24 protein-coding genes are annotated in these 24,510 nt (G+C 50.9%); 9 read left to right on the forward strand and 15 right to left on the reverse strand.

Annotation, left to right across the window (positions count from 1 at the left end; all coding sequences use genetic code 11):
* Positions 1 to 9: 9 nt before the first annotated feature.
* The 4 genes from EL645_RS18690 to ispE all read right to left on the reverse strand — a co-directional run bounded on the left by EL645_RS18690 (position 10) and on the right by ispE (position 4,264).
* On the reverse strand, positions 10 to 1,239 hold the full coding sequence (locus tag EL645_RS18690) for a glycosyltransferase family 9 protein (RefSeq protein WP_126551902.1): 1,230 nt from the start codon (positions 1,237 to 1,239) through the stop codon (positions 10 to 12).
* The gene (waaF, locus tag EL645_RS18695) at positions 1,236 to 2,297 is read right to left on the reverse strand and encodes a lipopolysaccharide heptosyltransferase II (protein ID WP_161977476.1); all 1,062 of its coding nucleotides are present in this window, start codon (positions 2,295 to 2,297) and stop codon (positions 1,236 to 1,238) included. Before waaF ends, EL645_RS18690 begins: the two co-directional genes overlap by 4 nt.
* A gap of 119 nt (positions 2,298 to 2,416) precedes the next feature.
* A complete protein-coding gene (locus EL645_RS18700) occupies positions 2,417 to 3,193 on the reverse strand; it encodes a zinc ribbon domain-containing protein (RefSeq protein ID WP_126551904.1) in 777 nt (258 codons plus the stop codon).
* Positions 3,194 to 3,271: 78 nt separating this feature from the next.
* Positions 3,272 to 4,264, reverse strand: a complete 993-nt coding sequence (gene ispE, locus EL645_RS18705; protein WP_126551905.1) for a 4-(cytidine 5'-diphospho)-2-C-methyl-D-erythritol kinase — start codon at positions 4,262 to 4,264, stop codon at positions 3,272 to 3,274.
* A gap of 322 nt (positions 4,265 to 4,586) precedes the next feature.
* Between ispE and EL645_RS18710 the strand changes: the two genes are divergently transcribed.
* Complete coding sequence (locus EL645_RS18710; RefSeq protein ID WP_136625240.1) at positions 4,587 to 5,564, forward strand: hypothetical protein; 978 nt, start codon at positions 4,587 to 4,589, stop codon at positions 5,562 to 5,564.
* 93 nt (positions 5,565 to 5,657) lie between these two features.
* On the opposite strand, the gene EL645_RS18715 is transcribed toward EL645_RS18710, so the two are convergent.
* Positions 5,658 to 6,455 (reverse strand): hypothetical protein, encoded by a 798-nt coding sequence (locus tag EL645_RS18715; protein WP_126551907.1) that lies wholly within the window; start codon positions 6,453 to 6,455, stop codon positions 5,658 to 5,660.
* A 389-nt stretch (positions 6,456 to 6,844) separates the two neighbouring features.
* Between EL645_RS18715 and EL645_RS18720 the strand changes: the two genes are divergently transcribed.
* From EL645_RS18720 to EL645_RS18730, 3 genes are all read left to right on the forward strand, one after another.
* The gene (locus EL645_RS18720) at positions 6,845 to 7,192 is read left to right on the forward strand and encodes a site-specific integrase (protein ID WP_161977477.1); all 348 of its coding nucleotides are present in this window, start codon (positions 6,845 to 6,847) and stop codon (positions 7,190 to 7,192) included.
* 52 nt (positions 7,193 to 7,244) lie between these two features.
* Entirely contained in the window at positions 7,245 to 7,715 is a 471-nt protein-coding gene (locus EL645_RS18725) for a tyrosine-type recombinase/integrase (RefSeq protein ID WP_126551909.1), read from the forward strand.
* A gap of 65 nt (positions 7,716 to 7,780) precedes the next feature.
* Positions 7,781 to 8,620, forward strand: a complete 840-nt coding sequence (locus tag EL645_RS18730) for a purine-nucleoside phosphorylase (protein ID WP_126551910.1) — start codon at positions 7,781 to 7,783, stop codon at positions 8,618 to 8,620.
* Between the two features lie 104 nt (positions 8,621 to 8,724).
* On the opposite strand, the gene EL645_RS18735 is transcribed toward EL645_RS18730, so the two are convergent.
* Positions 8,725 to 9,393 carry a hypothetical protein gene (locus EL645_RS18735; RefSeq protein ID WP_126551911.1) on the reverse strand — a complete coding sequence of 223 codons (669 nt, stop codon included), beginning with the start codon at positions 9,391 to 9,393 and terminating at the stop codon, positions 8,725 to 8,727.
* A 530-nt stretch (positions 9,394 to 9,923) separates the two neighbouring features.
* Here EL645_RS18735 and EL645_RS18740 point away from each other — a divergent pair.
* Both EL645_RS18740 and EL645_RS18745 read left to right on the forward strand, forming a co-directional pair.
* A complete protein-coding gene (locus EL645_RS18740; RefSeq protein ID WP_126551912.1) occupies positions 9,924 to 10,238 on the forward strand; it encodes a Sec-independent protein translocase subunit TatA/TatB in 315 nt (104 codons plus the stop codon).
* A 116-nt stretch (positions 10,239 to 10,354) separates the two neighbouring features.
* Positions 10,355 to 10,717 carry a 4a-hydroxytetrahydrobiopterin dehydratase gene (locus EL645_RS18745; protein ID WP_126551913.1) on the forward strand — a complete coding sequence of 121 codons (363 nt, stop codon included), beginning with the start codon at positions 10,355 to 10,357 and terminating at the stop codon, positions 10,715 to 10,717.
* Between the two features lie 150 nt (positions 10,718 to 10,867).
* Here the strand turns inward: EL645_RS18745 and ispF are convergent, their stop codons facing one another.
* From ispF to EL645_RS18775, 6 genes are all read right to left on the reverse strand, one after another.
* Entirely contained in the window at positions 10,868 to 11,344 is a 477-nt protein-coding gene (ispF, locus tag EL645_RS18750) for a 2-C-methyl-D-erythritol 2,4-cyclodiphosphate synthase (RefSeq protein WP_126551914.1), read from the reverse strand.
* The gene (ispD, locus tag EL645_RS18755; RefSeq protein ID WP_126551915.1) at positions 11,341 to 12,033 is read right to left on the reverse strand and encodes a 2-C-methyl-D-erythritol 4-phosphate cytidylyltransferase; all 693 of its coding nucleotides are present in this window, start codon (positions 12,031 to 12,033) and stop codon (positions 11,341 to 11,343) included. The genes ispF and ispD overlap by 4 nt, the downstream gene beginning before the upstream one ends.
* 97 nt (positions 12,034 to 12,130) lie before the next feature.
* Positions 12,131 to 13,312, reverse strand: a complete 1,182-nt coding sequence (locus tag EL645_RS18760; protein WP_126551916.1) for a PIN/TRAM domain-containing protein — start codon at positions 13,310 to 13,312, stop codon at positions 12,131 to 12,133.
* A 460-nt stretch (positions 13,313 to 13,772) separates the two neighbouring features.
* Entirely contained in the window at positions 13,773 to 15,191 is a 1,419-nt protein-coding gene (radA, locus tag EL645_RS18765) for a DNA repair protein RadA (protein ID WP_126551917.1), read from the reverse strand.
* A gap of 100 nt (positions 15,192 to 15,291) precedes the next feature.
* Positions 15,292 to 17,889 (reverse strand): ATP-dependent Clp protease ATP-binding subunit, encoded by a 2,598-nt coding sequence (locus EL645_RS18770; protein ID WP_281276337.1) that lies wholly within the window; start codon positions 17,887 to 17,889, stop codon positions 15,292 to 15,294.
* A gap of 670 nt (positions 17,890 to 18,559) precedes the next feature.
* Entirely contained in the window at positions 18,560 to 20,104 is a 1,545-nt protein-coding gene (locus tag EL645_RS18775) for a 30S ribosomal protein S1 (protein WP_126551919.1), read from the reverse strand.
* Positions 20,105 to 20,626: 522 nt separating this feature from the next.
* Between EL645_RS18775 and EL645_RS18780 the strand changes: the two genes are divergently transcribed.
* The 3 genes from EL645_RS18780 (at position 20,627) to EL645_RS18790 (ending at position 21,815) form a co-directional block, all read left to right on the forward strand.
* Positions 20,627 to 21,070 carry an NUDIX hydrolase gene (locus EL645_RS18780; protein ID WP_161977478.1) on the forward strand — a complete coding sequence of 148 codons (444 nt, stop codon included), beginning with the start codon at positions 20,627 to 20,629 and terminating at the stop codon, positions 21,068 to 21,070.
* Positions 21,040 to 21,255, forward strand: coding sequence for an NUDIX hydrolase (locus tag EL645_RS18785; RefSeq protein WP_126551921.1), 216 nt, complete (start codon positions 21,040 to 21,042; stop codon positions 21,253 to 21,255). The genes EL645_RS18780 and EL645_RS18785 overlap by 31 nt, the downstream gene beginning before the upstream one ends.
* 161 nt (positions 21,256 to 21,416) lie before the next feature.
* Complete coding sequence (locus EL645_RS18790) at positions 21,417 to 21,815, forward strand: hypothetical protein (RefSeq protein WP_126551922.1); 399 nt, start codon at positions 21,417 to 21,419, stop codon at positions 21,813 to 21,815.
* Positions 21,816 to 21,868: 53 nt separating this feature from the next.
* On the opposite strand, the gene EL645_RS18795 is transcribed toward EL645_RS18790, so the two are convergent.
* The 3 genes from EL645_RS18795 to pgl all read right to left on the reverse strand — a co-directional run bounded on the left by EL645_RS18795 (position 21,869) and on the right by pgl (position 24,404).
* Positions 21,869 to 22,825, reverse strand: a complete 957-nt coding sequence (locus tag EL645_RS18795; RefSeq protein ID WP_126551923.1) for a P1 family peptidase — start codon at positions 22,823 to 22,825, stop codon at positions 21,869 to 21,871.
* Between the two features lie 165 nt (positions 22,826 to 22,990).
* Complete coding sequence (gene rpe / locus EL645_RS18800) at positions 22,991 to 23,656, reverse strand: ribulose-phosphate 3-epimerase (RefSeq protein WP_126551924.1); 666 nt, start codon at positions 23,654 to 23,656, stop codon at positions 22,991 to 22,993.
* Positions 23,657 to 23,666: 10 nt separating this feature from the next.
* Positions 23,667 to 24,404 carry a 6-phosphogluconolactonase gene (gene pgl, locus EL645_RS18805; protein ID WP_126551925.1) on the reverse strand — a complete coding sequence of 246 codons (738 nt, stop codon included), beginning with the start codon at positions 24,402 to 24,404 and terminating at the stop codon, positions 23,667 to 23,669.
* Positions 24,405 to 24,510: the final 106 nt, after the last annotated feature.

Genomic DNA, 24,510 nt, shown 5'->3' on the forward strand with positions numbered 1-24,510 from the left:
TTAACTTCTTCATGGATGTGGTTGCTCGGCGACACTACCTGTCAGGGCCTGAATCGCCTGTTCAACTTGTTGATCTGAGATCAGGCGCACACAGGGATGGACGGCTAGCTCTTCGGCCGTAAAATCTAAGCGTCCACAAGGAATGGCTGGACATCCAGGACACGGTTGGGTGGCAGCCAATACACGATGACGCTCCGGGGCTCCCCATGGCCCAAAGATATGAGTATCGGTTGGACCGAACAGGCGCAAGGAAGGGGTATCCTGGGCCGCGGCCATATGGAGCGGACCATTATCGACACCCAGCACCAGGTTAGCGCGTGCAATGAGCGCCGCCAGTTGCCCTACCGTCATCTCTGTGAGCAGTAGCGCTTTCCCTTGTAGCGGACCAGCAATCTCCTCGATCATTGGCCGTTCTGTTTTGCTACCGGTGAAAATAATATGCGCCGGGGTTGGTGTGAGTGTACCATTGGCCAGCAGCTGTGCTACATGGGTCCAGCCATCGTTCCTCCATAACTTTACCGCGCCCCCGGTCCCTGCATGGATAATTACCACTGGATTTCCAGTAGTCATCTCTGCTTCGCGTAAGCGCTCATCGGCCCATGTCAGCTCATCTTCATGTGGCTTAAAGTAGAGAGGATAGCGAGCAGGAGTATGGGGCTCGACCAGAGCGGGTTTACCCAGTGCTTGCAGGGCCGCGCTACTGAGGCGCAGATTGGAGACGGTGGCGTGTTCAGTCATTGGAAATGATAATGCCTGGGTCAGAAAGGGAGCGGTAAGCTCGGTGGCATAGCCAATGCGTCTGGGAATGCCCGCCAGGTAGAGCAGTGCCGCGCCCCACCAGAAATCAGGGCGCAGGTTGATGGCGAGATCATAATCATTTTTTTTGAGCTGTTCAGCGGTGCGAAAGAGGAGCTTATAAGGGTCCAGCGCCTTCTGTGGAGCGCGCTGGAAGCCTGGAAATGGGCAGGTAAGCAGGCGATTGACGGCTGGATGGCGGGCTATGACCTCGCTCGACCAGGGTCCAACCATCATCGTAATCTGGGCATCGGGTAGCTGCTCTTTGATGGCCTCTAATATCGGTGTGGTCATCAGCAGGTCGCCCAGATGGTCAGGCCGCACGAGTAAAATGCGTGTCGTCTGTCCCGCTTGCGGCAAGGAGCGCCGACTGGCTTTTTTCGCCCGGCTACTGCCATAGACATGTACAAACATCAGAATAAGGGAGCGCAGCAGGCTCTTCATGGACGTACCTCCTGCTGATGGGCATCAGGGATCAGGCGCAGCAGAGCTTGCCATACCTCATCTACTGTCACGGATTGCATACAGGTACAGTTCGCGCAGGGCTGCATCTTTCCCAGGAAGAAGCAAGGCTGTCCCGTTGGATGACGCCAGAGCGCAATGTGCTGTGGATCATCCAGGGGATAGGGGCCATATTCTGCCGGGCTGGTTGGACCGAAGATGGCGATGACCGGGGTACCAACCGCTGCCGCCAGGTGCATAGGGCTACTATCATTCCCAATAAACAGGTTGCAGGCTTCAACTTGAGCTGCCGATTCTCCAAAGCTCGTTTTGCCTGCCAGGTTAGCCACCATCTCAGTCGGAACGCCTTGCAGGCCATCAATTAAGGTCTGGTTCAGCGCTTTATCGCTCTCCCCACCAATGAGCAGCACCTGCATACCTAACTCCGTGATGATCCGTTGTGTCAGATCTCGATAGCGCTCAATGGGCCAGCGTTTCGCTGTTAGCTCCATGCCGGGATTACTACCGCCGCCTGGGAAGACAGCCACCTGTTGATGATCAGATACATAAATAGATTGGCGCTCATGTTCGGTTGGCACAAAGCGCATATGAGGATGATCGATATGCAGTCCAATCGACCGGGCCAGATCCAGGTAGATTTCCGCCTGGTGTTGTAGCTGAGATCGATCAGCCGAGACGGCTACACGATCCGTCAGCGAGAAGCCACGTCCCAGGCTGTCTGGTCCTACGCGGCGTGGTATGCCCGCCAACCATGGTAGCAAAGTTAGCATAGGCGAACGATCCAGTACAAATGCCAGATCATAGTGTTGCTGGCGTAGCTGCCTGGCCAGTTTCAGATAGTCTTTTAAAGTGTAGCGATTGGGAATGCCAATGCTACCGCAGTCAATAATCTCATCAACGGCCGGGTGATGTTCAGCAATTGTCTTAGACCATGTGCCGGTAATATAAGTAATTTTTGCTGTAGGATAATTTGCTCGGATAACTTCAAGCAGGGGAGTGGTCATAATCACGTCCCCGATGCAGCAAGGCTTGATCAGCATAATTGATCGCGGCTGCTGCCGTGCCCGTTTTGTGAACGGCCTGCTGATCGCGTTGAACAGCATAAACAGCAGCCGCAAACCGCTACAGAGTGTGGTAATAAGTTGTTGACGCAGAACTATTATCCTCTATCTTTCTCAGAGAAGCCCGTATCGGTAGCAGAGGGTGAATCCTCAACAAGCACTATGGTCTCATCTTCCGGCTGATTTGGATGGAGTATAGCTGATGCTGATGAGGATGAAGTGCCTCGCGTTGTTGGAAGATGTTCAGCCTTAGATTGTTGGAGTGCTCTGCCACAGGTAGGGCAATAGAGATCATCGGGTTGGGTTGCTTTCCCACAGTCTGGACACAATGGCGAACCGATCTGAGCAGGCTGGCGTATCGCCTCGGCTGCTGGATCTATCTTGTCTGCTTCGGTAAAGACCTGTGGCGCTTCCACTTCCATTATCATAGTCTCCTGCGAATGGATTGTCAAAGGTTCCATACCAGGTGGTGGGGGAGGGATAATCGGAACCGTAGGTTCTACAAATGTAGAGGTGTATGGTGGTGGCGCGTACTGCGTTGCGTCAACTTCACCTGGTTGGGGAGTATGGGTTTCCTGCGCTCCTGTTGGTGGCGTAGCTGGCCCCTGGTTCTGGAGCGCCTGAAGTTCATGCTGAGCTTGCGATAATTGTTGATGAGAATTGAAAAGATCCTGACACGGTGTCAGTAATTCATTCTGCGTCAGAAGACCCGCTGCATATAGTCCCATCACTTTTTGCAACAAATCTTGTTCCTGAGTAGTAATCTGGCGTCCAAGTTGCTCAATCTGTGAGCGTGTCCGTTGGATTTTCGCAATGCGTCCTGCTCCATGGGAAGCTTTCTCAAGACTTCGGTGAACTGAATCCCAGATGTTCATCGCGGCCCTCTCTTTTCCTGCGCTTCTCAACTACATCCTGTAAAATGCCGGGTATTTATTAGTAACTCAACGTTCCTGTTAGAAATACGCTATTTCGGTGTTGTCTGTTGTAATTGCCCGCGTAAGATATACTTCGTAGCCCTGTTTCTGTAGTTGATATTGTGTTTTCGCCGCTTCTGGAAGTGTCGCAAAGGTAGTGAAGAGGGTCGGGCCGCTACCCGAAAGTCGTACAAAGTGGGCGCCGGCTTGCAGCATAGCTGCGCGGGCCTGTGCAACCTCACTATATTGTTCCAGGACGCCACGTTCCAGGCCATTATAGAGGTCGGTAGGGAGTAGCTCGCTTTTGGTTTGTAGAGCGGTCTGGGCTGCCTGGCTCCAGGAACCATTGCTGTGATCTGTAGCTGTCAGCTTGCGAAAAACGGTCGCAGTTGAGACCCCGATGGCTGGTTTGAGCAGTAGCAGCCAGCGCATGGCAGCGGGCCAATGGGGTGCCAAGGGCGTAATCCGCTCACCACGTCCTTCGCAGAGGGCCAGGCCACCGGACAGAAAGAAAGGCACATCCGAACCAAGGGCGGAAGCCATTTCCCAGAGATCATGCATTGAGAGTGGTAATTGCCACCACTGCTGCAGAGCCAGTAATGTGGCCGCAGCGTTACTACTGCCACCGCCCAGACCTGCCGCGACCGGAATGCGTTTGTTGAGCTCGATCGTCAGACCTTGTGTCAGTCCCAGTTTCTGGCGAATAGCCTGTGCCGCGCGCACGACCAGATTCTGCTCATTGCTGAGCTCAGGGCGATTGCACACCATGCTCACCCTATCTTCATCGAGCAGCGAAAAGCAGAGCGTATCATAGAGGTCGATGGTTTGCATGATTGTCGCCAGCTCATGATATCCATCAGGGCGCTTTTGCAGTACATCCAGGGTCAGGTTAATTTTTGCATAAGAACGGGTAAAGTGAATTCTATCAATAGCTTCGGGTGACCGAGAGGCAGTGGTTAAACTATGATCAGAAACGGCCTGGCTTGACCCAACGCCATCCGCAACGTGGTCTACATGATCATCTTTTGTCATGATAGATTTATGAACTCCATCTCTTTGGCATATGGCTGCTCTAGCTTGTTTGAAGGATGCTCCGCCATATTGATTTCTGTGTGCATTGTGCCTAGAAAAGCTAGAATTGTCAAGCTCAATATATTACTGCCAGTCCTTTCCAATCCTCGGGCGCAGGCGTAGTGGGTGTGACAGGTGGGCCAATCTCGCAAGCAGGCACATAGCCTAAAACTACCTGCCTTTAGAATATTTTTAAGCCTCATGATATACTGTAGGGTGTGCATACGTGAATATTGCGTTGCCGCTCCTGTATTTTCTTTTGCGACAAATGTTGGTAGGTAAGATGGATATAACAGTTGCATATTTCCACCCATTGTTTCATCCAGAATCCGTAAAGCGAGATTTCGAGCAGATTCGTGCTTCCGGCGCGAATAGCATTGTTTATGCTATGCATGAACAAGAAGAGCAGCGCTGGCCGCGAGATTTTGAGCGCGGACTACGAATTGCTCAGGATGCAGAGTTGAAAGTCCACTTGAGCCTGGGTCGCTTTGGTAATCTCTTTGCAGGCCCTACATACATGCCAAGCTGGTATACCTTCCGGCATCCACAGTCCCTGGTCAAAGACCGTCATGGTCGCGCGCACGATATGACCTGTTTTAACCATGAGGCGTTTCGCTCGTGGCTATTTAGCGAAGTCGAATACTATCTGACCACTTACCCTCTCAATGGTATTTTAATTGACGAGCCACGCGTGCCTGATATTACCTGCTTTTGTTCGGTTTGTCGCGCCCTCTGCCCTGACATCACAGATCTACAGCATTTTCGCCGGCGCTCCATGGTTGATTTCCTGAATGAACTCTTTTCTTGCGTTAAGCGCGCGAATAGCCAGGCAAAGACAAGTATTGTTTTGTTGCCACAGGATCTTAACCTGATCGAAGAGTTGGCGACCGTTCCAGCACTAGATACCATTGGTTGTCATCTATTCTGGCAACTGCTGGGGGAGGATGTTGCGATGGTTGAAACCTGGGGACATCAGGTTGTCGATGCCGTCAAACAGCATGGCAAGCGCAGCCAGCTCTGGCTGCAGAATTTTAATCTGGACGAAACTGATGAACCGATGCTGGCATCGGCCTTCTCGGGCCTGTTAAGTGCCGAACCAGATGATATTGCCTGCTATTATTTCTGGCGCAACAATGCCAATCCTGAGCAGGTCTGGCAACAGACACGTGGCTTACTACGTCGTATTCCCCGGCGCCAGCTCTTCTGGCAGACGTCGCCACGTATCCCTGTAACCAACATTGCGGGCACGGAGAGTTCATAGTCTTTCGTGTGTTATCGCCCCGACAAAACAAAAGAGAGACAGGCACTGGTTGCTGTCTCCCTTGTTTTTTATGCTGCCTGGCTGGTAACAGATTTATTTGCGACCAGCTGATGGTAGCGAAGGCGCATCTTTATCGCTCTCATCCTGATGAACTTTTTCCAGCAGTTCGCGAAGATTCTTAATCTGCTGACGTGTGGTATCACCACTATCCTTAGCCGCCAGAATAACTGCCTGGATGCCCAGCGTATTGACTGTATAGGCATCTTCCTCGGTGAGGGTACCATTGACATAGATGAAAGCAGGAAAGCGTACCGCCTCGCGGACCGCACGATAATCGAGAATTTCCTCGATCGTCATGGTGCCTACTTTCTCGCTTAAGTCGAAATCTAGCAGGACTGCGGCAATATGTTCAAAGGCGGTTAGATTGCGGATATAGAGAGGATAGCTCTCTTCTTTACGCATTGGAACAACAATTACCTTCTCCAGATCCTTTGTCTCCAGTGCCAGTAAGCGAGCTGGAGCATTGAAAGGCAGAATAATATATTGGACGCCCAGCTCTTTTAATTTTTTCAGGCTCTCCGATGTCAGGCTTTCCAGATCGCCGCTGATATGCAGACCCGTCACCGTATTTTCTTTCTGGGACCTGGCGGCCTCAACCTCTTGCTTCAGGGTATCAAGCTGGGCTGTATCTCCCCCATCCCAGTTGAAAAGGATACCATCGGCGCCAGCTTTTAAAGCAGCTTCTGCGCTTCCAGCAGCAATCTGTTCCAGCTCAACGACGAGAGCCGCAGCACGGGCCTTTGTCTCATGCCGATTTTTGCCCAGGAAGCCCATACCACCACCGCTTTGCGCGCGATGTGCCTGCGTAAACAAATCTTGCAGTTTAGCCATTCCTACTCTCTCTCCTTATCACGAAACGAGTTTGATGATATCGACTCGCATATGCATATGGACAAGTATCGTATTGATACGACCCCGGTTATAGCGTCTTCCTCTGACCCTATAATGAGAGCGTAACTATACCTGTTGGGTAGTAACCTTCAAGGGAACGTGCATAAAGCACGAACGTTAGTCCATTATAGCACTTTCTAAGAAAAAAGGCGGAGGTCATCTGGCACAAGATCTCTGCCAGCCTACTGCGTATAATCTTGTCAAACATATAACTGTATGTACTAGTCAACTTGCATCTATTGCATGTATCTATTATACTGGCAACAACTCTAGTAAGGAAAACAGGTAAGTCGCTACTTTAGCAAATGAATAGGTGTGGGAAGTGTGTTATGTTGCAAGAAGCTGTTGATGAATTCGTTACCTCGCTTGCCAATGGGGAAGTAGAACGTAGTAGTGGGAGCCACAATACTATTATGGCCTATCGCAATGATTTAGGTCAGCTATGCAGCCATATGATGGCCCTGAAGATCACTACCTGGTTATATGTAACCCATGATCATTTAGCTAATTATATCCAGCAATTGCGTGATGCGCAGGTATATCGCCCTACCACGATTGCCCGTAAGCTGGCCGCGTATAAGTCATTTTTTCGCTATCTCTGCCAGAAAGGTCTGTTAGACCGCGATCCATCGGCAGGGTTTTGCTCCCGCCTATTGAAAGGGATCTGCCCCAGGTGATGAGTGCTGAACAGGTGCAGACCATTTTTCAATTGGTCGAGAACGATACCCCATGGGAATGCGCGATCTGGCCATGCTCCATCTCCTCTATGCGACTGGTATTCGTACTTCTGAACTGGTCTCGCTGGACGTTGATGACTTTTGTGCGCAAGATGCTGTTATCAAATGTGCTGGTGCGCGTGGCAATGTGCGCCTTTTACCGCTTACATCTGCCGCGATGAATGTGCTTGAGCTTTATCTGGCGCGTGCCCGTCCCCATTGCACGCGCCATGCCAATGAGCAGGCCTTGTTTTTGAATCATCACGGTGATCGCCTGACACGGCAGGGTTTCTGGTTAATCATCAAAGGATATGCGCGCCGGGCTGGTATTGAGGATCTGACGCCGCATAAGTTGCGCCATTCCTTCGCTATGCTCATGCTTGATAGTGGTATGGACCTTGGCTCCGTTCAAGAATTATTGGGACATGCGCATATTTCGACCACCCAGTTTTATTGTCAGCTGGTCAGTACCCAGGGCAAATAATATATAGTTTTATGCCCTCCTTGTGTGCTATCCTGTAGCCATTATGTAAAGGAGGCAATGAAATTATGCTTTATGATCAGGCACTGGAAGCCGCGCAGGCGATTCGGCAACATAGCGATGTTAAGCCTGCGCTGGCGATCATCCTGGGGTCAGGGCTGGGCGACCTCGCCACTGAGATCCGTGACGCAGTGGCGCTACCATATAGCGAGATTCCGCATTTCGCGCAATCAACGGTGGTTGGGCATGCTGGCCGACTCTTGATTGGAACCCTGGCCGGAGTGCCTGTGGTTGCCATGCAGGGCCGTTTCCATTTCTATGAGGGGCATCCGGTGCAGCTGACCACTTTGCCTGTACGTGTGATGCGCCTGTTGGGCGCAGAGACGCTGCTTGTCAGCAATGCGGCCGGGGGAGTCAATCCAGCCTATCAACCAGGACACTTTATGCTCTTGCGTGACCATATTTATATGCCGGGCCTGGCCGGAGCCAGTCCGCTGGTGGGACCCCACGATGAGCGACTGGGCGAGCGCTTCCCAGCGGTTGGTAAAGCCTATGACGCTGAGCTACGTACACTGGCGCAGCAGGTGGCGAGACGCCATCCAGAAATTACCCTTCACGAAGGTGTTTATACTATGGTGGCTGGACCCAGCTACGAAACGTCGGCCGAGCTGAACTTCTTACGCATGATTGGAACCGATGCGGTGGGTATGTCTACCGCTCCCGAAACCATTGTTGCGCGCCAGGTTGGTATGCGTGTGCTGGGTATCAGCCTGATCACCAATAGCGCCACCGGCAACGAAACCGCCGAGGTCAATCATGCCGAGGTCCTCTCCACCGCAGATGCTGTCCGCACCAAATTTGCCCAACTTGTGATGGGCATCGTTGAGGGCATTGGTGCACAGATTTAAGTTGAGATGTGTAGTTCATGTTCTAAAAAGAAGCACTGACCTTATTCTGGTCAGTGCTTCTTTTGTTGGAGCCAATGGTGGAATGCTTCTCTAATCGCCAGCGGCTATTTCGTCAATTGTGCCGACCAGCTGTAGTTATAGTGTGCAGGATTGCCTGTCAGGCCGACAATGTAGTATTTTCCTTTATCTAACGTTGGTGATAAAGTGAACGTCCAGCTTGCTTGCCCTTGCATGCAAGGTTGCGTTAGTGACCCTCCATTGCTAAGAGCTATGCCAGCGATTTCATGAGGGAAGGTGCCAGAATACCTGGTAATATCTTTAAAGAGTGCGACATCAGAGCCATCAATTGCCGGGTGTTTGTCTACAGCTTTTGCCAGGAATATGCGGCAGGTAATACCGTCACTGGTCATATTGGCTTCTGTTTTGGGATCGCCGCATGTCCCCACCGTTTTTTGCTTGGCAATGAGGTTAATGGTGGTTGTACCATTAAGATTGTTGAAGCTCGTTACTATATCCGGACAGCCTAGCGGTTGCGTGTTTGTAATCGTTGCGGTCGGGGAGGGTGTGGGAGTTTTGGCTTTTGTTATTGGAACAGGCTTTTTGTCAGTCCCTGACGTGTTCGTTGTGATCTGGGTGGGGCGTGGATGGGTGAAGGCACCCACAGCAAAGCCTAGAATTGCTCCTGACAGAGCAAAGAGCGTGATCGCGGTAATCATAATAGTATGAATCTGTGAATTGCCGCCTGGTTGTTGTGGTTTTACTGATTGTTGCATTCCGTCAAAGCTCTCTTCTTAATCTTTTTTATGATCTTTCAATACTTCCATCATACCATGTCACTGGTTGGAGCATGATAAAGCCTTAGAATTGGTAGCCTAAATTGGTACATGTTTTATCATTCTCTAAACCACAATAGCGACCGAATTGGGAAAATGACCACAAGCAGGTAATAATTTCTTAAAAGAAATAGAGACTGATCAACGTTCTGGGGGGACGCGATCAGCACACTCAGCTTGTAGGTGGGGAAATGCCTGAGTGTGGTAAACCTGGAGATAGTTAGAAAGCGGCCGGTTTACTGTAACCTATCCTATCCGATAGAGTACAAGACCATTTATAACATCCTTCAGTTTACTCTCTGCCTACTAATGAACAGCTTCCCCCGCTTTTTTGGGGCCTCTACAGGCTAAAAAATAGATATTTCTGTGGTCTCAAATTGTGAGAGCACGATGGTCGTTTAGCCTGTGGTAGAATAGCAGTGTTGGAGTAAAATAGTTGGCACAGGTGCCATTTGCGAAGGAGTATAGTGATGCCGCATCTCTTTGAATTCCTGATCATTGCTGGTATTGCACTGGCCTTATTCGGCCCGAAAACATTACAATCGTTGGCTCGTAATGCTGGGAAAACGGCTGGAGAAGCGAAGAATGCAAAAGACAAATTTATGTCGCACGTGCCAGCTGATGACATCTCAAAATTGCATGAAACTTTGAACAAGGTCCCTACCAATCCATCTCAAGCCGTTCAAATGTTAATGTCTTCTGGTGAGAAGAAAGAAACGGTATCTGCGAGCAAGCCTGAAGTGAAGAGTCCAGAGAGCAAAGCCGCTCCTGTGAAAGAAAGCTAGCAGCGTGTCTCATCCTTCGCTGGTATCTTGCATCTGATTAATAGGTGTGCAAAACAAACAGTAAAAGCTGCGATGATATATCCTTTTATTGTCTCTACATTAAAGGTGGGCAAGCTATGGATGAATTAACACAGATGAAGTGTGAAGTCTGTCGTGTGGGCGCTGCTAAAGTGACCGAGGCGGAAGCCATCCTCTACCAGAAGCAGGTTCCAAATTGGATTATCATGGAGCGTGATAATATCAAACGCCTGGAGCGCGTCTACAAATTCAAAGACTTTGTTGCCGCGCTCTCTTTTACCCAGAAAGTTGGTCGTTTAGCCGAGGACGAAGGACACCATCCAGCTATTTTGACCGAATGGGGCTCTGTGGGTGTGGCCTGGTGGACACATAAGATTCACGGCCTGCATCGCAACGATTTTATTATGGCTGCCAAGACGGATGAAATCTATAAAGATTTTGAGGGTAGCAAGCCCCGATGAGGCAGGCATGCTTTCCATCCTCATATTCTCATCTCCTTTGCGGAAGTGCACTGGCGCGCCCGATCATTATTTATAGCGTGATGCCGAAAATGCCCTTCTAGCATTTTCGGCATCACGCTATAAATAATTTTTAAGTATCACATTATAGGATCAGTCTTTTTCGATCAGGGCTACGGCTGTGCAGGCGATACCTTCGCGCCGGCCGGTAAAGCCAAGTTCATCGGTGGTGGTGGCTTTCACGCTGACCTGGTCCAGTGAGAGCTGAAGATGCTCGGCCAGGTGGGCACGCATCGCCTGGATATGGGGCGACATTTTGGGTCGCTCCGCGACGATTGTCGCATCGACATTGCCAATCGACCAGTGATGCTGGCGCAACAGATCAACGGTATAGGTCAGGAAGACTGTACTGGGTTGATCTTTCCAGCGCGGACTGGATGGAAAGTGTTGCCCAATATCTCCCAGAGCCGCGGCTCCTAAGAGCGCATCCACAATAGCATGAATAACGGCATCGGCATCTGAATGTCCTGCCAGGCCCGCTTCGTGGGGGATCGTAACACCACCCAGAACGAGTGGTCGTCCCGGTGCGAATGCATGTACATCATAGCCAGAACCAATACGAGTTGTCATAATGTTTGTCCTTTTAAGCACGCTTCAGCGAAGAGTAGATCTTCCTGCGTTGTGATTTTAATGTTGATATAGGAGCCGGGGAAGATCGCCACATGGTGTCCCAGTCGTTCCAATAGCAGGGCGTCATCCGTTGCATCGTTGTTAGCTAAGGGCGAATGATGGGCCTCGTGAATGAGTGGGAAAGAAAATACCTGGGGGGTTTGAATGGTCCAGAGTAGAGCGCGATCTGGCGTATCCAGGATTTTGCCGTCACGGACCTGTTTGATGGTATCTTTCACCGGGACGGCGGCGATGGCCGCCAGGTGTTCCTGTGCCATAGTCAATCCCGCTTCAATCACGCTGGTACTCACAAATGGCCGGGCCCCATCGTGGATCATCACCCAACGGCAGGCTGGCTGCATCGTAGCCAGCGTATCCAGCCCCTGGCAGACTGAGTCCTGCCTGCGAGCACCGCCGGGCACGATGGCGCACACCTTATCCCACGCCTCCTGCTGACAGAGCTGCTGTGTTTCTGCCAGGCGCTCCGCACTGACCACCAGCACAATCCTATCGATCTGTGGCGCATATTGGAACGCATCAATCGTGCGTGCGAGCGTAATACGCCCAGCCAGCGGGATCCAAAGCTTATCCCTGCCCATGCGTCGGCTGGCCCCGGCGGCAACGATAATAACAGCTGATTTCTCTTGCATAGTATGTGTGGAGGTAGGTTGCTACCTGTACTCCCTCTCCATAAAAATAAAGAGCACCGCAAAGGGTGCTCTATGTAGAATGCGATCTGCCTGCGGATCAGGCTTGCCTTTGCTTCAAGGTTGATTGTGGCGCTGCTGGTGCGCTACTGGCATTGAACTGTTGTTTAGGATGGGCAAAGATCATGCGACCGGCCACAGTTTGCAGCACACGTGTCACCGTAACCTCAATCGTCATATTCATGAACTGCCGTCCATTTTCTACCACGATCATTGTCCCATCATCCAGATAGCCAACGCCCTGTCCGAGTTCTTTACCATCCTGCATAATTTTAATGTGAATATCTTCTCCTGGCAAGAGGACCGGTTTGATCGCATTGGCCAGTTCATTGATATTTAGCACCTTGACGCCTTGCAACTCGGCAACGCGATTGAGATTAAAATCATTGGTAATAATCGGACAATGCTGATCGCGAGCTATCTTCACCAGTTTGCCATCGACATCGGCGATCCCTTCAACATCGGTATCCACGATCTCTATGGGTACTGTCGCATCTTTCTGCAGGCGATTTAAAATCTCAAGTCCACGACGGCCACGATTGCGGCGCATCGTATCGGCTGAGTCAGCGATGCGCTGTAACTCATTCAAGACGAAGCGTGGCACAACCAGGGTACCTGTGATAAAACCCGTCTGGCTGATATCAGCGATGCGACCATCGATAATGGTACTGGTATCCAGCAAGATCTGTAACGACAGGGGAGTGGGGTGTGCAGCAACCTCTTTCTCCTGATCGCGTTTCTTACCCCGCTCACCGCGTTCACGATCCTCATCGCGATCTCGCTCGCGGCGGCGAGCTACAGTTGATTGAAAGAGATGGGCGATATCGCTTTTACGTAGGACGGCGGTTGTCAGGCCAATATAGCCAAAGATGACCGCGCCCAGAAATGGAGTAATCTGGCCCAGTCCGAAAGGTAGGTACTGTAAAGGGATCGCTAATAAGACAGCAAGGATAAGTCCGATGGCCAATCCAATCGCGGCCGCAACCAGATCGCTGGCCGAAGCGGCACGAATCTTGTTGCTAATCCATTGAAAGGGAATGACTGTAATATACGGGGTGATAATAAATGCGGCAATAGCACTGACGGTGGCAATAATAGCAATGACCCATGGCACAGGAAGTGGTAAAGGCGCTAATGTTGTCGCCCTATACAACGAAATACTGATCGCTGCCCCGATTGCGACCAGCGCTCCTATGATGCGGGTAACGGTGTTCACTGACATCCCTGCATCCTCCAAAGCAAAGCACGTGGACGTGCGTTTTCTAAGCTCAAGAGGTCAACGCTATTTCTTTGTCTGATTGGCAGGTCTGGTATTAATAAAAAATGATAAATGATAATTCCAGATAAAATGAAACTTTGGCCTGCTGTCTAAAAGAACTACGTGCCTATTGAGCAAACGACCTTTAAAAAGTATACGAATTGACGAATGATTTTGTTGCTACGCCTGAAAAACATTTTTGAAAAGAAAATGTTCTGCTCTTTATACTATAGTATATAGTATAAAGCTTTTAAACTTTCTTTTAGCGTAAACTAACCGACAATACATGCTACATAGGTAGGGTACGTCGAATATGCAGTATACACCGTTTTTAAGTTGGAGGCAATAGACTTCTCTGTGATGTTGCGTATGGTGCTTGTATTACAGATACAAATTGCCAGAAATTCTACCTCCTTTCCTGTTTTTAATGAAGTGCAATCTCCAGTGCCACAGCTAGTGTACTGGCGGTAATAACTTTGAACTCGCCTGACTGATTTGACTCAGCTATTTCATTGCGTAGCCGTGTTCCCTGACCGGCAGATGGGATCAAACAACGTTTAAAGCCTAACTTGGCGGCCTCGTGTACACGCAATGAAAGGCGGCTGACGGCCCGTAACTCGCCAGAGAGCCCAACCTCACCAATAAGGGCCATATCGGCCGGAATCAGCTTCTCACGATAACTGGAGGCGATCGCCGCGGCTACCCCAAGGTCGATCGATGGTTCCTCAATATTGAACCCCCCCACCACGTTCGCATAGACATCGTGTCCACCCACCGCCAGGCCAACGCGTTTGGTCAATACTGCCATCAGCATTACCAGGCGATTATGATCGATACCATTAGCGGTACTGCGTGGATTACCAAAATTGCTAGGAGTAACCAGGGCCTGAACTTCGACCAATAAAGGTCGGGTACCCTCCATACTCACGACTACCGCAGAGCCACTGGCATTGGTTGCCCGATCGGAGAGAAAGACCGCTGAAGGATTTGTCACCTCGATCAATCCCTCACCATGCATCTCGAAGACCCCGATCTCGTGTGTGGCCCCAAAGCGATTTTTCACGCCACGCAACAGACGATAGGAGTGATAGCGCTCACCTTCCAGGTACAATACCGCATCCACGATATGTTCGAGCACCTTTGGTCCCGCCACCGTACCCTCTTTAGTCACGTGTCCAATCACCAGGACCGGTATCTGAGAAGTTTTGGCCAGCTGCATTAATTGCAGCGTACATTCGCGCACCTGGCTGATACTACCCGGAGCCGCTGTCAGATGGTTGGCCAGCACCGTTTGAATGGAATCCACAATCACCAAAGCTGGTTTAAGTCGATTGACCGACTCAATGATCAGATCCAGCTCAACGGCGGCCAGTAGGTAGAGCTGCTCGCCCGTGATATCCAGGCGCTCCGCGCGCATCTTAATCTGCTCAATAGATTCTTCGCCCGAGACATAGAGTACCGGCCCGACATTTTTGGCAATCTCACCCGATACCTGTAAGAGCAGCGTAGATTTACCAATGCCAGGTTCGCCACCAATTAAAATCAACGAGCCAGGCACCAGGCCGCCTCCCAATACCCGATCCATCTCTGGATAGCCTACAGGGATACGCTCTTGTACTAACGGTTTAATTTGAGGAAGAACAATTGGAGTATGGGCATGATGATTATTCGAGGAAGGAGAAACACCCAGCAAACTCTGTCGCCGCTGTTGAGCGGGACTTTGCGGAACATCTACAACTTCCTCTAGCGTATTCCATGCCCCACAGTCGGGACATTTTCCCATCCATTTGCTATGTTCCCCGCCACATTGCTGGCAGACATATTTTGTGCGAATTTTTGCCATGTACAGATCTGCAATCTAGTTATTAGGAGCCGCTGGTGTTTTATGGCTGTAAGAAATGTTTAAAAATAAGGAGTTGAGTCAACGGCGTTTTCAAATGCTTTTAAGAGCAAGAGAGAAAAGAAGAGAAAAGGGGACGTGATTTTGTCACGTCCCCTCTGTTCTGATCAGGCGTCTGTATTTGTGCTACCTTCGCCGCCAGCCGAGAGGGCTGCTTCTGGGTAGCCGATGCGGGTGGTGGCAACTGCTCAATGCGGTTACGAACCTGCAGGGCAAGATCATCATCAACAATGCTTGCCTCTACCAGATCGCCAGGATGGAACTTGCCTTGCAGCAAGCCTTCCGCCAACGGATCTTCAACCATACGCTGGATAGTGCGGCGTAAAGGACGGGCACCATACTGCGCATCGAAGCCCTTGTCGATCAAGAAGTCCTTAGCGTTCTGTGGAACCACCAGTTCAATCTGCTGTTCAGTGAGCTGTGCACGTACACGGTTCAGCAACAGATCGACGATAGAGTACATCTCTTCCATACGCAGGGAATGGAAGACAATGACCTCATCAATACGGTTCAAGAACTCTGGCTTGAAGGTATTCTTCAATTCACCGAGTACCTTACCCTTCATCGCATCATAGTCTGCCTGGTTGGCTTTCAGCTTATCTTTCGACTGCTTAAAGCCGATCGAGGCCTCTTTATTCAAGAGGGCGGCACCAACGTTTGATGTCATGATGATAATGGTATTGCGGAAATCGACCGTACGACCCTTGGCATCTGTCAACTTACCATCTTCCAGAATCTGGAGCAGCATATTGAAGACATCCGGGTGAGCCTTTTCGATTTCGTCGAGCAGGATCACGCTATAGGATTTACGGCGAACCGCCTCGGTCAACTGACCGCCCTCTTCATAACCAACATATCCAGGAGGGGCACCCACGAGACGCGCGGCCGCGTGACGCTCCATAAACTCTGACATGTCAATTTTGATCAAGGACTCTTCACTGCCGAACATAAATTCAGCCAGTGCCTTGGCCAGCTCTGTTTTACCAACACCAGTGGGACCCATAAAGATGAAGGAGCCGATAGGGCGCTTCGGATCTTTCAGGCCGGCACGAGCGCGGCGCACAGCACGTGAAATCTTTTCGATTGCTTCATTCTGACCGATCACGCGAGCGTGGAGAGCATCTTCCATTTGTAGGAGCCGCTGTGATTCTTCCTGAGCGATACGCATCACAGGGATCCCGGTCCACATCGAGACGATCTGTGCGATCTCCTCTTCGCCAACCGTTGGCTTCTCATTCCCACGTTCTTTGTGCCAACCAGACTCAAGTTTAGCAATACGATCTCGCAACTTTACTTCGCGGTCCCGCAGTTCCGCTGCCAGTTCGTATTCTTGTTGCTGGATAGCTGCCTCTTTCTCGCGCAGCACAGACTCAAGACCCTTCATTGCCTCTTTAAGGTTCAGAGGAGCCAGCGAGTTCTGCATCCGCACGCGGCTAGCAGCTTCATCGATCAGATCGATAGCTTTATCCGGCATGAAGCGATCGGTGATATAGCGACTGGCCATATCGGTCGCGGCCTTCAGCGCCTCGTCTGTGATAATCAGGCGATGGTGCTGCTCATAGCGTTCGCGGATACCCTTGAGGATCTCAACGGTCTCTTCGACGCTTGGCTCACGGACAATCACTTCCTGGAAGCGGCGTTGGAGTGCAGCATCGCGCTCGATATACTTGCGATATTCATCGAGTGTGGTTGCACCGATACATTGCAATTCGCCACGAGCGAGGGCAGGCTTCAGGATATTGGCTGCATCCACAGCCCCTTCAGCAGCACCCGCACCCACCAGGGTATGAACTTCATCGATAAAGATGATGCAGTCGCGGCTATTGCGAATCTCTTCTATGATTTTTTTCAAGCGCTCTTCAAACTCACCGCGGTATTTGGTACCAGCCACCAGGGAGCCGACGTCCAGTGTAAGTAGACGCTTGCCCGAAAGTGTTTCTGGAACCTCGCCGGAGATCAGACGCTGGGCCAGACCTTCAACGATGGCTGTTTTACCAACACCGGGTTCGCCGATGAGAGCCGGATTATTTTTGTTGCGCCGGGAAAGAATTTGGATAACGCGTTCAATTTCTTGATGACGTCCAATGACGGGGTCGAGTGTACCCGCGCGAGCGGCTGCCGTCAGGTCAATACCCATCTGATCAATGGTGGGGGTTTTCGAATGTTTGGCGTCGCGCTCATGAGGAGTGCCAGACTGACTGAGCACCTGAATGGTTTGCGTACGCACTTTTTCCAGGTTGACGCCCAGGCTCTCAAGGACACCTGCCGCGATACCTTCACCCTCACGGACCAGACCAAGCAAGAGGTGTTCTGTCCCGATATAATGATGATTCAGGCGGCGAGCTTCATCAACTGCTAGCTCGATTACCTTTTTGGCACGTGGCGTCAGGCCAATTTCACCCAGAACAATACGGTCGCCACGACCAATAATAAATTCAACGGCGCTACGAACTTTGTTGAGTTCAACGCCGAGATTTGCAAGTACTTTTGCAGCAACACCTTCGCCCTCACGTACAAGGCCGAGGAGGAGGTGCTCTGTCCCAATATAGTTATGTTGGAAGCGCTGGGCTTCCTCCTGTGCGAGGCTCAGAACTTTTCTGGCTCGCTCTGTGAACTTATCAAATCTGTCTCTATCGTTCACCTGTTTGTCACCCCCTTTCATTGGCAGAGGGTGGAACCGAGCCCTCTGTGTCGCTCAGGTAAACTATGTGATTCATCATACAACACCCATCATACAGCGTCAAGGATAACAACTGTAGCCTCCCGTCTGTCAATAAACGCTCAACCTTCTTACTGAGAAACAATCGACCTCTACACTGCATTCGTATAGATGCACACAGTGGAGAGGTCGCGAGATCATCTGTTCAGGTACGATGTGCTCCAACAGCCAAGAAACCTTGTCTATCTAGATGCCTCCGTATCTTCTTTGATGCGTTGACAAGCGAGCGGCTGCGCAGAGTGCCTCAGCCAAGATCGTTGTCCCTCCATCGTCACTGTCACTGGAAACACGCGATTTGATTATCCTTTATTCTACAACAAAAATGAGTGGATATCATCTATATGTTCACCAACTACTTTTTGCTGATGAATGTAGAAGGGAACTTGTGATCGCTTTATGAGCTGCGTATTTCATCATACTACAACTCTTTTTGTAACGTCAAGAACAATATTGGTATTCTTTTAACTACAATGCCTATTATACACTGAATTCCGGTTGATAATTATAAGGAACCTCCCTGTGAAATCTTTCAAAGAAAGACTACAGGGAGGTTCTCTTACAAGTGACGTCTACGTGAACGGTTAGTATTTACTTACTGCTCGGAAGTATCGGTATCTTCCTTGGCTGAACGCTGGCGAGCGGCTGCGCGGAAGGCCTCAGCCATCGCGGTTAACTCACCCTCGTCATGCCCACCTTCACTGGAGCGATCCTGGCGCTCACGGCGCTGCTCACCGCGATCACGCTTTGAAGGAGCCGTTTCCGTATGTGCTGGCAGTGACTCCAGAGAAGGAGTGCTGGGAGCAGCTGGTGTTTCAGCTACTGGCGCCTCACTCGGCAACTCAGGGGTTGTTACACTTTCGGTCTCGACCTCTTCCTGCTCAGGGATCTCGGTCGCAGCCTCTTTGGCATCAACTTCGTCAGCCTGACGTAAGCTGAGACCAAGGCGACGGCGCTCGGCGTCAATGCGCAGGATGCGCAACTGCAATTGTGCGCCTTCATGTAGCACCGACTTGGGATCTGTACCGGGGGTTAGCTCGGACAGATGGATCAAGCCCTCAATGCCATCTTCAATGCGCGCAAAGGCTCCAAAGGGAGCAATCTTTGTCACAGTACCAGTGACAACCTGTCCCGGTGTGTAGCGCTGCTCAACGGTCGTCCAGGGATCAACCTCAGCACGTTTGATCGAGAGTGCGATTTTCTTTTTGTCTTTATCAACACTCAAGACCTGTACTTCAACTTCCTGTCCGACGTGCAACACTTCGCTAGGATGGTTGACACGGCTCCAGGCTAGCTGGCTGATATGAACCAGTCCGTCTGCGCCACCAAGGTCTACGAAGGCACCGAAGTTAGCAAGGTTGCTTACCACACCCTTACGGACCTCGCCAGCTTTCAGCTCGTCGAGCAACTCCTCGCGACGGCGCTGACGCCATTCCTGGACTGCCAGACGCTCCGAGAGGATCAAGCGGTTGCGCGCTCGATTAATCTCGATAATTTTCAACTGAAGCTCTTTGTCCTTCATTCCCTGAAGTTTGGCCGCAGTCTCCTGGTTTTCACCACCAGCTGCGACTTCTTCCCGTTTGAGGTTCAGAATTTGAGATATCGGTACAAAGCCACGAATTCCCGCTACGTCAACAATCAAGCCACCTTTGTTATAATCGATGACTTTCGCTTTGAGAAGCTCGTTGTTTTTGTACTGTTCTTCTGCGATACGCCACTGGCGCTCGGTGTTGGCCCTCTTCAATGAGAGGACAGCATGGCCCTCCGAAGTTTCTGGCTGAATGACATAGACCAGAACTTTGTCATTGAGGTGCAGTTCGCTAAAAGAGCCATATCCACTGGATGGCAACTCTTTTGTTGAGAGGACGCCTTCTGATTTGAGGCCAATATCCACCAGGATTTCGTCCTGGTCGATACGCACGATAACGCCCTCGACTACATCACCTCGTTTGATGCTGATGGGATTCGCTGATTCTGCCAGCAACGCTGCCATTTCGTTCTGGTTAAATTCTTCCATCTCTTCGGGGTTGCTGTTGTTTTGCCCTTGTAGGTCATTTCCTTCGATCATCGTCTGTACCCGCCCGCTGTTTTGATTTGCCGCTGGCATTGTCGAAAGGTCGCCGTGCTTTTGTGCATGCATGGGTAGTTAACCCCTTCGATCCACGGTTTTTGCCTCGTCTACGATATTACACCCATTCCACCCTTCTTGATTCTGTGCTGCCTATGTTGCCAGTCATGCCGAACCGACCATATCCATATTATTGTTCTCTAAACAGTAAGAACAATAATATAGCTTGCACTGCACGTTGGGACCCTGGGGAGTGTACCATCGGACTTGGGCTAAATCGGAGGAGGTGCTCAGGCGGTCATCGTTTCGGTTTCCGATACCTCAGCCTTTGCTAAGAATATCTTTATAACCTAATGTTTGCTTTACAGAACGGTGATACGAAACGATACTCGCAGGCAGTACGCCATCATACATAAGACAATGACGCCTGAATGTAAGCATACCCCACTCGATACTCTCTATTATACCAAATGCTCTCACCGATTGCAAGGCAATGCATAACCTTTTTGCAAATCTCTCCGATGTTTTTTATGTCTCAGATTGTATCACAGCGGCGCAAGCCCCTCTTAAATATGCTACAATAACAGTATGGATGTGTTGGATTTTACGAATACTGCAGAGGTCTTACGAGTTCTGCGCAAGCGTCTGACGCCTGTTGAGCAGGCCGAATCGCTTATAGATACGATTGAGGGACACCAGGAGCATGCACGCAAAGCAGCAGTGCTGCTTCCATTTTTTGTGGAAGATGGTAGGTTGCAACTGGCTTTGATTCGTCGTGCCAGTACGTTACGTGCTCACAGTGGTGAAATTGCCTTTCCCGGTGGAAAAGTTGATCCATCAGACCATTCAGTTATCATGACGGCTTTGCGTGAAGCCCATGAGGAGATTGGCCTGGAGCCAGCGCGCGTGGAGGCACTTGGTGTGTTGCCACCGGTTTTCACCGTCGTTAGCAATTACTTGATTACCCGGTGGTGGCGTACCTGCCAGCCGGCCTGGGTAGGCTGGTATTGCAAGAGAGCGAGGTCGATGAGCTCTTAATCGCCTCCCTGGAGCGTCTGGCCGATCCCTCCATCGCCCATACCGAGCAATGGACGCGCAACGGGCTGACCCGAACAGTGCATTTCTATGATTATGATGATTATCATATCTGGGGGGCGACAGGACGTATTTTAGCATCGGTCTTTGAGCTACTCAAAAACGCTGATGCACCTCCTGTCAGCTAAGCTTTGCTCGTGAATATTCCCCCATTAGTCATAGCTCCCTTGCGAAACTCAGACATATCGCTACAATTAAGAGTAGTCGGACAAAAATGCTGTAGTGCGTACGTTGTAAGCTGTCCCTTGTTGATGCGGTTGGTATGTAAGTGCCCTAGCGGAGAAAAGCTGTGACGTTGCCTAGTCCTGATGCGCGATCCAAGAGAACAGTGCCTCGCCGGCCACAAATGATCTCTCCCACCCACTCGATGCCCGAAAAACCATTGGCGTCTCCCCCTGCTATGCCCTCGAATAATTCCTCGAACGTGGCATCGGCAAGCTCTCATCAGGCGGATCATGAGCATGCATTGGATTTTGCAACCCACTCCTGGGACCTGGCTACCGGCGGTTTAAAAACCCTGACCGCAAAACGAGAGCTCCCTATACGACCTGAACGCCGTAACGCGGGTGTCGTACCAGATATACTGGCTACTTCGCGTAGCTATATGTTTGCTCTGGTTATTATGGGATGTGTCTTGCTGATGCTGATTGGTGGAGGCATCGTGTTATTTGTAATGCTACAACCATGACATACAGAATTGGAGTTCGCACACGCGCACCAAGAATGATACTTTTTAACTTTTTATAATAAAGAACTGGCTGCTGGAACATTATGCAAATCGCTTGCCTGGCGCACTGCTTTCACAATCGCTCGCGCCAGCGTTGTTGCTGCTGCCGCTCCTAACGTGCTCACATGTAGTGCAGCGGTTGCGGTGTCTTGCTGTGTTGCTGATGTCCTGTCTCCTAATGCCAGTGCGAATACGGTATCGCCGTCAAACATGGTGTGTGCAGGTCGGATGACGTGCGCCATACCATCGTGTGCCATTTGCGCCACTTTATTAACCTGAGCTTTGCTCAGAGTAGCATTGGTAGCGACGACGGCTATGGTCGTATTCCCAAATAAATTGCTCGGTCCCGTGCTCTTTCCAGCTATATTGCGGGTGCCGGCCACAACCTGTTGTGTCTGCGGATCGATAATATCTCCCAGGGCATTAACCAGGACGATGGCCCCAACCACAATACCGCCGGCAAGTTCCATACTGGCTGAGCCAAGTCCACCTTTCATGGCAAAATCTGGACCCAGCATTTTGCCTACGGTCGCCCCTGTCCCTCCACCTACGTTGCCTTGCTCAATCGGACCAGTTTTGGCCTGTTCACAGGCCCGGTAGCCAGCCGCACTATCTGGCCGAATCGTTGCTGATCCCAGTGGCAGGTCAAAAATGGCTGCTCCGGGAACTATTGGCACACGTGCGGCCCCGGCATCATACCCAATACCCCGTTCATCCAGATAACGCACAATGCCGCTGGCCGCATCCAGTCCAAATGCGCTTCCACCGGTCAATAAAACGGCATTAACCTCATCAACCATACATAGTGGGTTCAAAAGATCGGTTTCTCGGGTGGCTGGAGCACCACCGCGCACATCTACTCCACCCACTGCAGCTGTGTCACATATAATAACACTACAGCCGGTCCCTGCTTCAAGATTGGTATCGTGGCCGACCCGAATGCCTGGTACATCGGTAATATCGTCGTACATAAGAATTCCTTCCTTTATAGAGAGATGACCAACATGGTAGAGATGAGTAACATGTGTCTGGTTAACAGTTCTAATAATATTAAACGAGGAAGGACTGCGGTCTGTTTGACCAGCAGCCCTTCCTGTTAGATGCGCATGAATACGAGTGGTGCTCGTATCCTCGCGTTAAGCTTCGTTCGGGATAGCGCGTCGTAATTTTTCCATTGTCTGTTCGACGCTCTCTTTATTATTGTACACCGCTGAACCTGCCACCAGCAGATTAGCTCCTGCATGTACGACTTGAGGAATCGTCTCAGCATTAATGCCACCATCGACCTCAATATCACACTTCAGGTTGCGCTGCTGCAGCATCCGATGTAACGTCTCAATTTTTGGCAATGTTTCAGGAATGAATTCCTGGCCACCAAAGCCTGGATTGATTGTCATTACCAGGATCAGATCACAAAACGGAAGCATATCCTGCAGCATAAAGACTGGTGTCGACGGGTTAATTGCTACCCCGGCCTGTTTGCCAGCCGCTTTAATCTGCTTTAACACGCGATGCAGATGGGGGGATACCTCCTGGTGGACTATGATCACGTCCGCGCCCGCCTTCGCGAACGTCTCGATATACTCCTGAGGATTGCTAATCATCAGGTGTGCTTCAAGCGTCGCGCTGGTACAGCCGCGCACGGCCTCAACGACCATTGGGCCCATGGTGATATTGGGCACAAAATGTCCATCCATTACATCAATCTGGATGCGCCGGGCCCCGGCCGCTTCCACCGCCCGTACCTGTTCACCAAGGCGCGTAAAATCGGCTGACAGAATAGATGGGACTATTTCTACCATGGGATATCTCCTACTTCTGTTTGCTCAATTTTTCCGCAGCGGCCGTATCAAGCATCCAGCTCACCTCACCATTCGTGGGGCGCACAATCTGGGCTGGATACTCATCAGGTTGATAGGGGCCTTCCAGGACAGCCTTGACGGCGTCATCTTTCTCAGCTCCTGTGACCAGGAATAAAACATGGGCTGCCGCATTGAGCAGCGGAGGTGTAAACGTCAAGCGGTCAGGTGGTGGTTTGGGTACCGAGACCGGCATGATCAGGCGTTGCTGTTCATGCAATGATGGCTGATGAGGGAAGAGTGAAGCGGTATGGCCCTCAGGCCCCATGCCAAGCTGGATCAAGTCAAAGCGGGGTGTCCCCTCTGTGCCAAGGACACGTTGTATCTCATGGGCATGTGCCAGGGAGGCCGCATCGCGATCAGCTTGCTCGGCTGGCATACGATGAATATGCTCGTCTGGAATTGGCAGCTTACTCAGCATCACCTCATTGGCCATGCGATAATTGCTCTCAGCATCATCCGGTGGCACGTTGCGCTCATCGCTCCAGAAAATCTCTACTTTGGACCAATCGATCTGGCTGCGATACGGCTCGGTCGCCAACAATCCATATAACTTTTTGGGCGTGGAACCGCCTGACAGTGCCAGGCTAAAGCGGTTGCGGGCCGCGATTGCTTCGCGGGCAACACGCGTAATATAATCGGCCGCGGAGCGGCTGAGCTGTTCTACATCGGAAAAAACGGTAACGTCCATACAATGCTCCAATAGAATGTTGTACTAATTGTCGTTACGCAAGTAAGGCAAACACCTCATGTAACGTCTCCTCAAAGAGGTGATCGCGTCCCATGATCTCTAACTC

Source organism: Dictyobacter kobayashii (assembly GCF_003967555.1).
Classification (GTDB): Bacteria; Chloroflexota; Ktedonobacteria; order Ktedonobacterales; family Ktedonobacteraceae; genus Dictyobacter; species Dictyobacter kobayashii.

What these genes read in the sequence shown, in the direction of transcription:
- ispF (WP_126551914.1), bottom strand. Translation starts at nt 11,344, where the DNA reads ATGACAACTCGTATTGGTTCTGGCTATGATGTACATGCATTCGCACCG.
- EL645_RS18730 (WP_126551910.1), top strand. Translation starts at nt 7,781, where the DNA reads ATGCTTTATGATCAGGCACTGGAAGCCGCGCAGGCGATTCGGCAACAT.
- EL645_RS18795 (WP_126551923.1), bottom strand. Translation starts at nt 22,825, where the DNA reads ATGTACGACGATATTACCGATGTACCAGGCATTCGGGTCGGCCACGAT.
- EL645_RS18725 (WP_126551909.1), top strand. Translation starts at nt 7,245, where the DNA reads ATGGGAATGCGCGATCTGGCCATGCTCCATCTCCTCTATGCGACTGGT.
- EL645_RS18775 (WP_126551919.1), bottom strand. Translation starts at nt 20,104, where the DNA reads ATGCATGCACAAAAGCACGGCGACCTTTCGACAATGCCAGCGGCAAAT.
- EL645_RS18740 (WP_126551912.1), top strand. Translation starts at nt 9,924, where the DNA reads ATGCCGCATCTCTTTGAATTCCTGATCATTGCTGGTATTGCACTGGCC.
- EL645_RS18735 (WP_126551911.1), bottom strand. Translation starts at nt 9,393, where the DNA reads ATGCAACAATCAGTAAAACCACAACAACCAGGCGGCAATTCACAGATT.
- ispE (WP_126551905.1), bottom strand. Translation starts at nt 4,264, where the DNA reads ATGACAAAAGATGATCATGTAGACCACGTTGCGGATGGCGTTGGGTCA.
- EL645_RS18760 (WP_126551916.1), bottom strand. Translation starts at nt 13,312, where the DNA reads ATGTCAGTGAACACCGTTACCCGCATCATAGGAGCGCTGGTCGCAATC.
- EL645_RS18690 (WP_126551902.1), bottom strand. Translation starts at nt 1,239, where the DNA reads ATGAAGAGCCTGCTGCGCTCCCTTATTCTGATGTTTGTACATGTCTAT.
- EL645_RS18745 (WP_126551913.1), top strand. Translation starts at nt 10,355, where the DNA reads ATGGATGAATTAACACAGATGAAGTGTGAAGTCTGTCGTGTGGGCGCT.
- EL645_RS18710 (WP_136625240.1), top strand. Translation starts at nt 4,587, where the DNA reads ATGGATATAACAGTTGCATATTTCCACCCATTGTTTCATCCAGAATCC.
- EL645_RS18700 (WP_126551904.1), bottom strand. Translation starts at nt 3,193, where the DNA reads ATGAACATCTGGGATTCAGTTCACCGAAGTCTTGAGAAAGCTTCCCAT.
- EL645_RS18715 (WP_126551907.1), bottom strand. Translation starts at nt 6,455, where the DNA reads ATGGCTAAACTGCAAGATTTGTTTACGCAGGCACATCGCGCGCAAAGC.
- ispD (WP_126551915.1), bottom strand. Translation starts at nt 12,033, where the DNA reads ATGCAAGAGAAATCAGCTGTTATTATCGTTGCCGCCGGGGCCAGCCGA.
- EL645_RS18720 (WP_161977477.1), top strand. Translation starts at nt 6,845, where the DNA reads ATGTTGCAAGAAGCTGTTGATGAATTCGTTACCTCGCTTGCCAATGGG.
- waaF (WP_161977476.1), bottom strand. Translation starts at nt 2,297, where the DNA reads ATGCTGATCAAGCCTTGCTGCATCGGGGACGTGATTATGACCACTCCC.
- pgl (WP_126551925.1), bottom strand. Translation starts at nt 24,404, where the DNA reads ATGGACGTTACCGTTTTTTCCGATGTAGAACAGCTCAGCCGCTCCGCG.
- radA (WP_126551917.1), bottom strand. Translation starts at nt 15,191, where the DNA reads ATGGCAAAAATTCGCACAAAATATGTCTGCCAGCAATGTGGCGGGGAA.
- rpe (WP_126551924.1), bottom strand. Translation starts at nt 23,656, where the DNA reads ATGGTAGAAATAGTCCCATCTATTCTGTCAGCCGATTTTACGCGCCTT.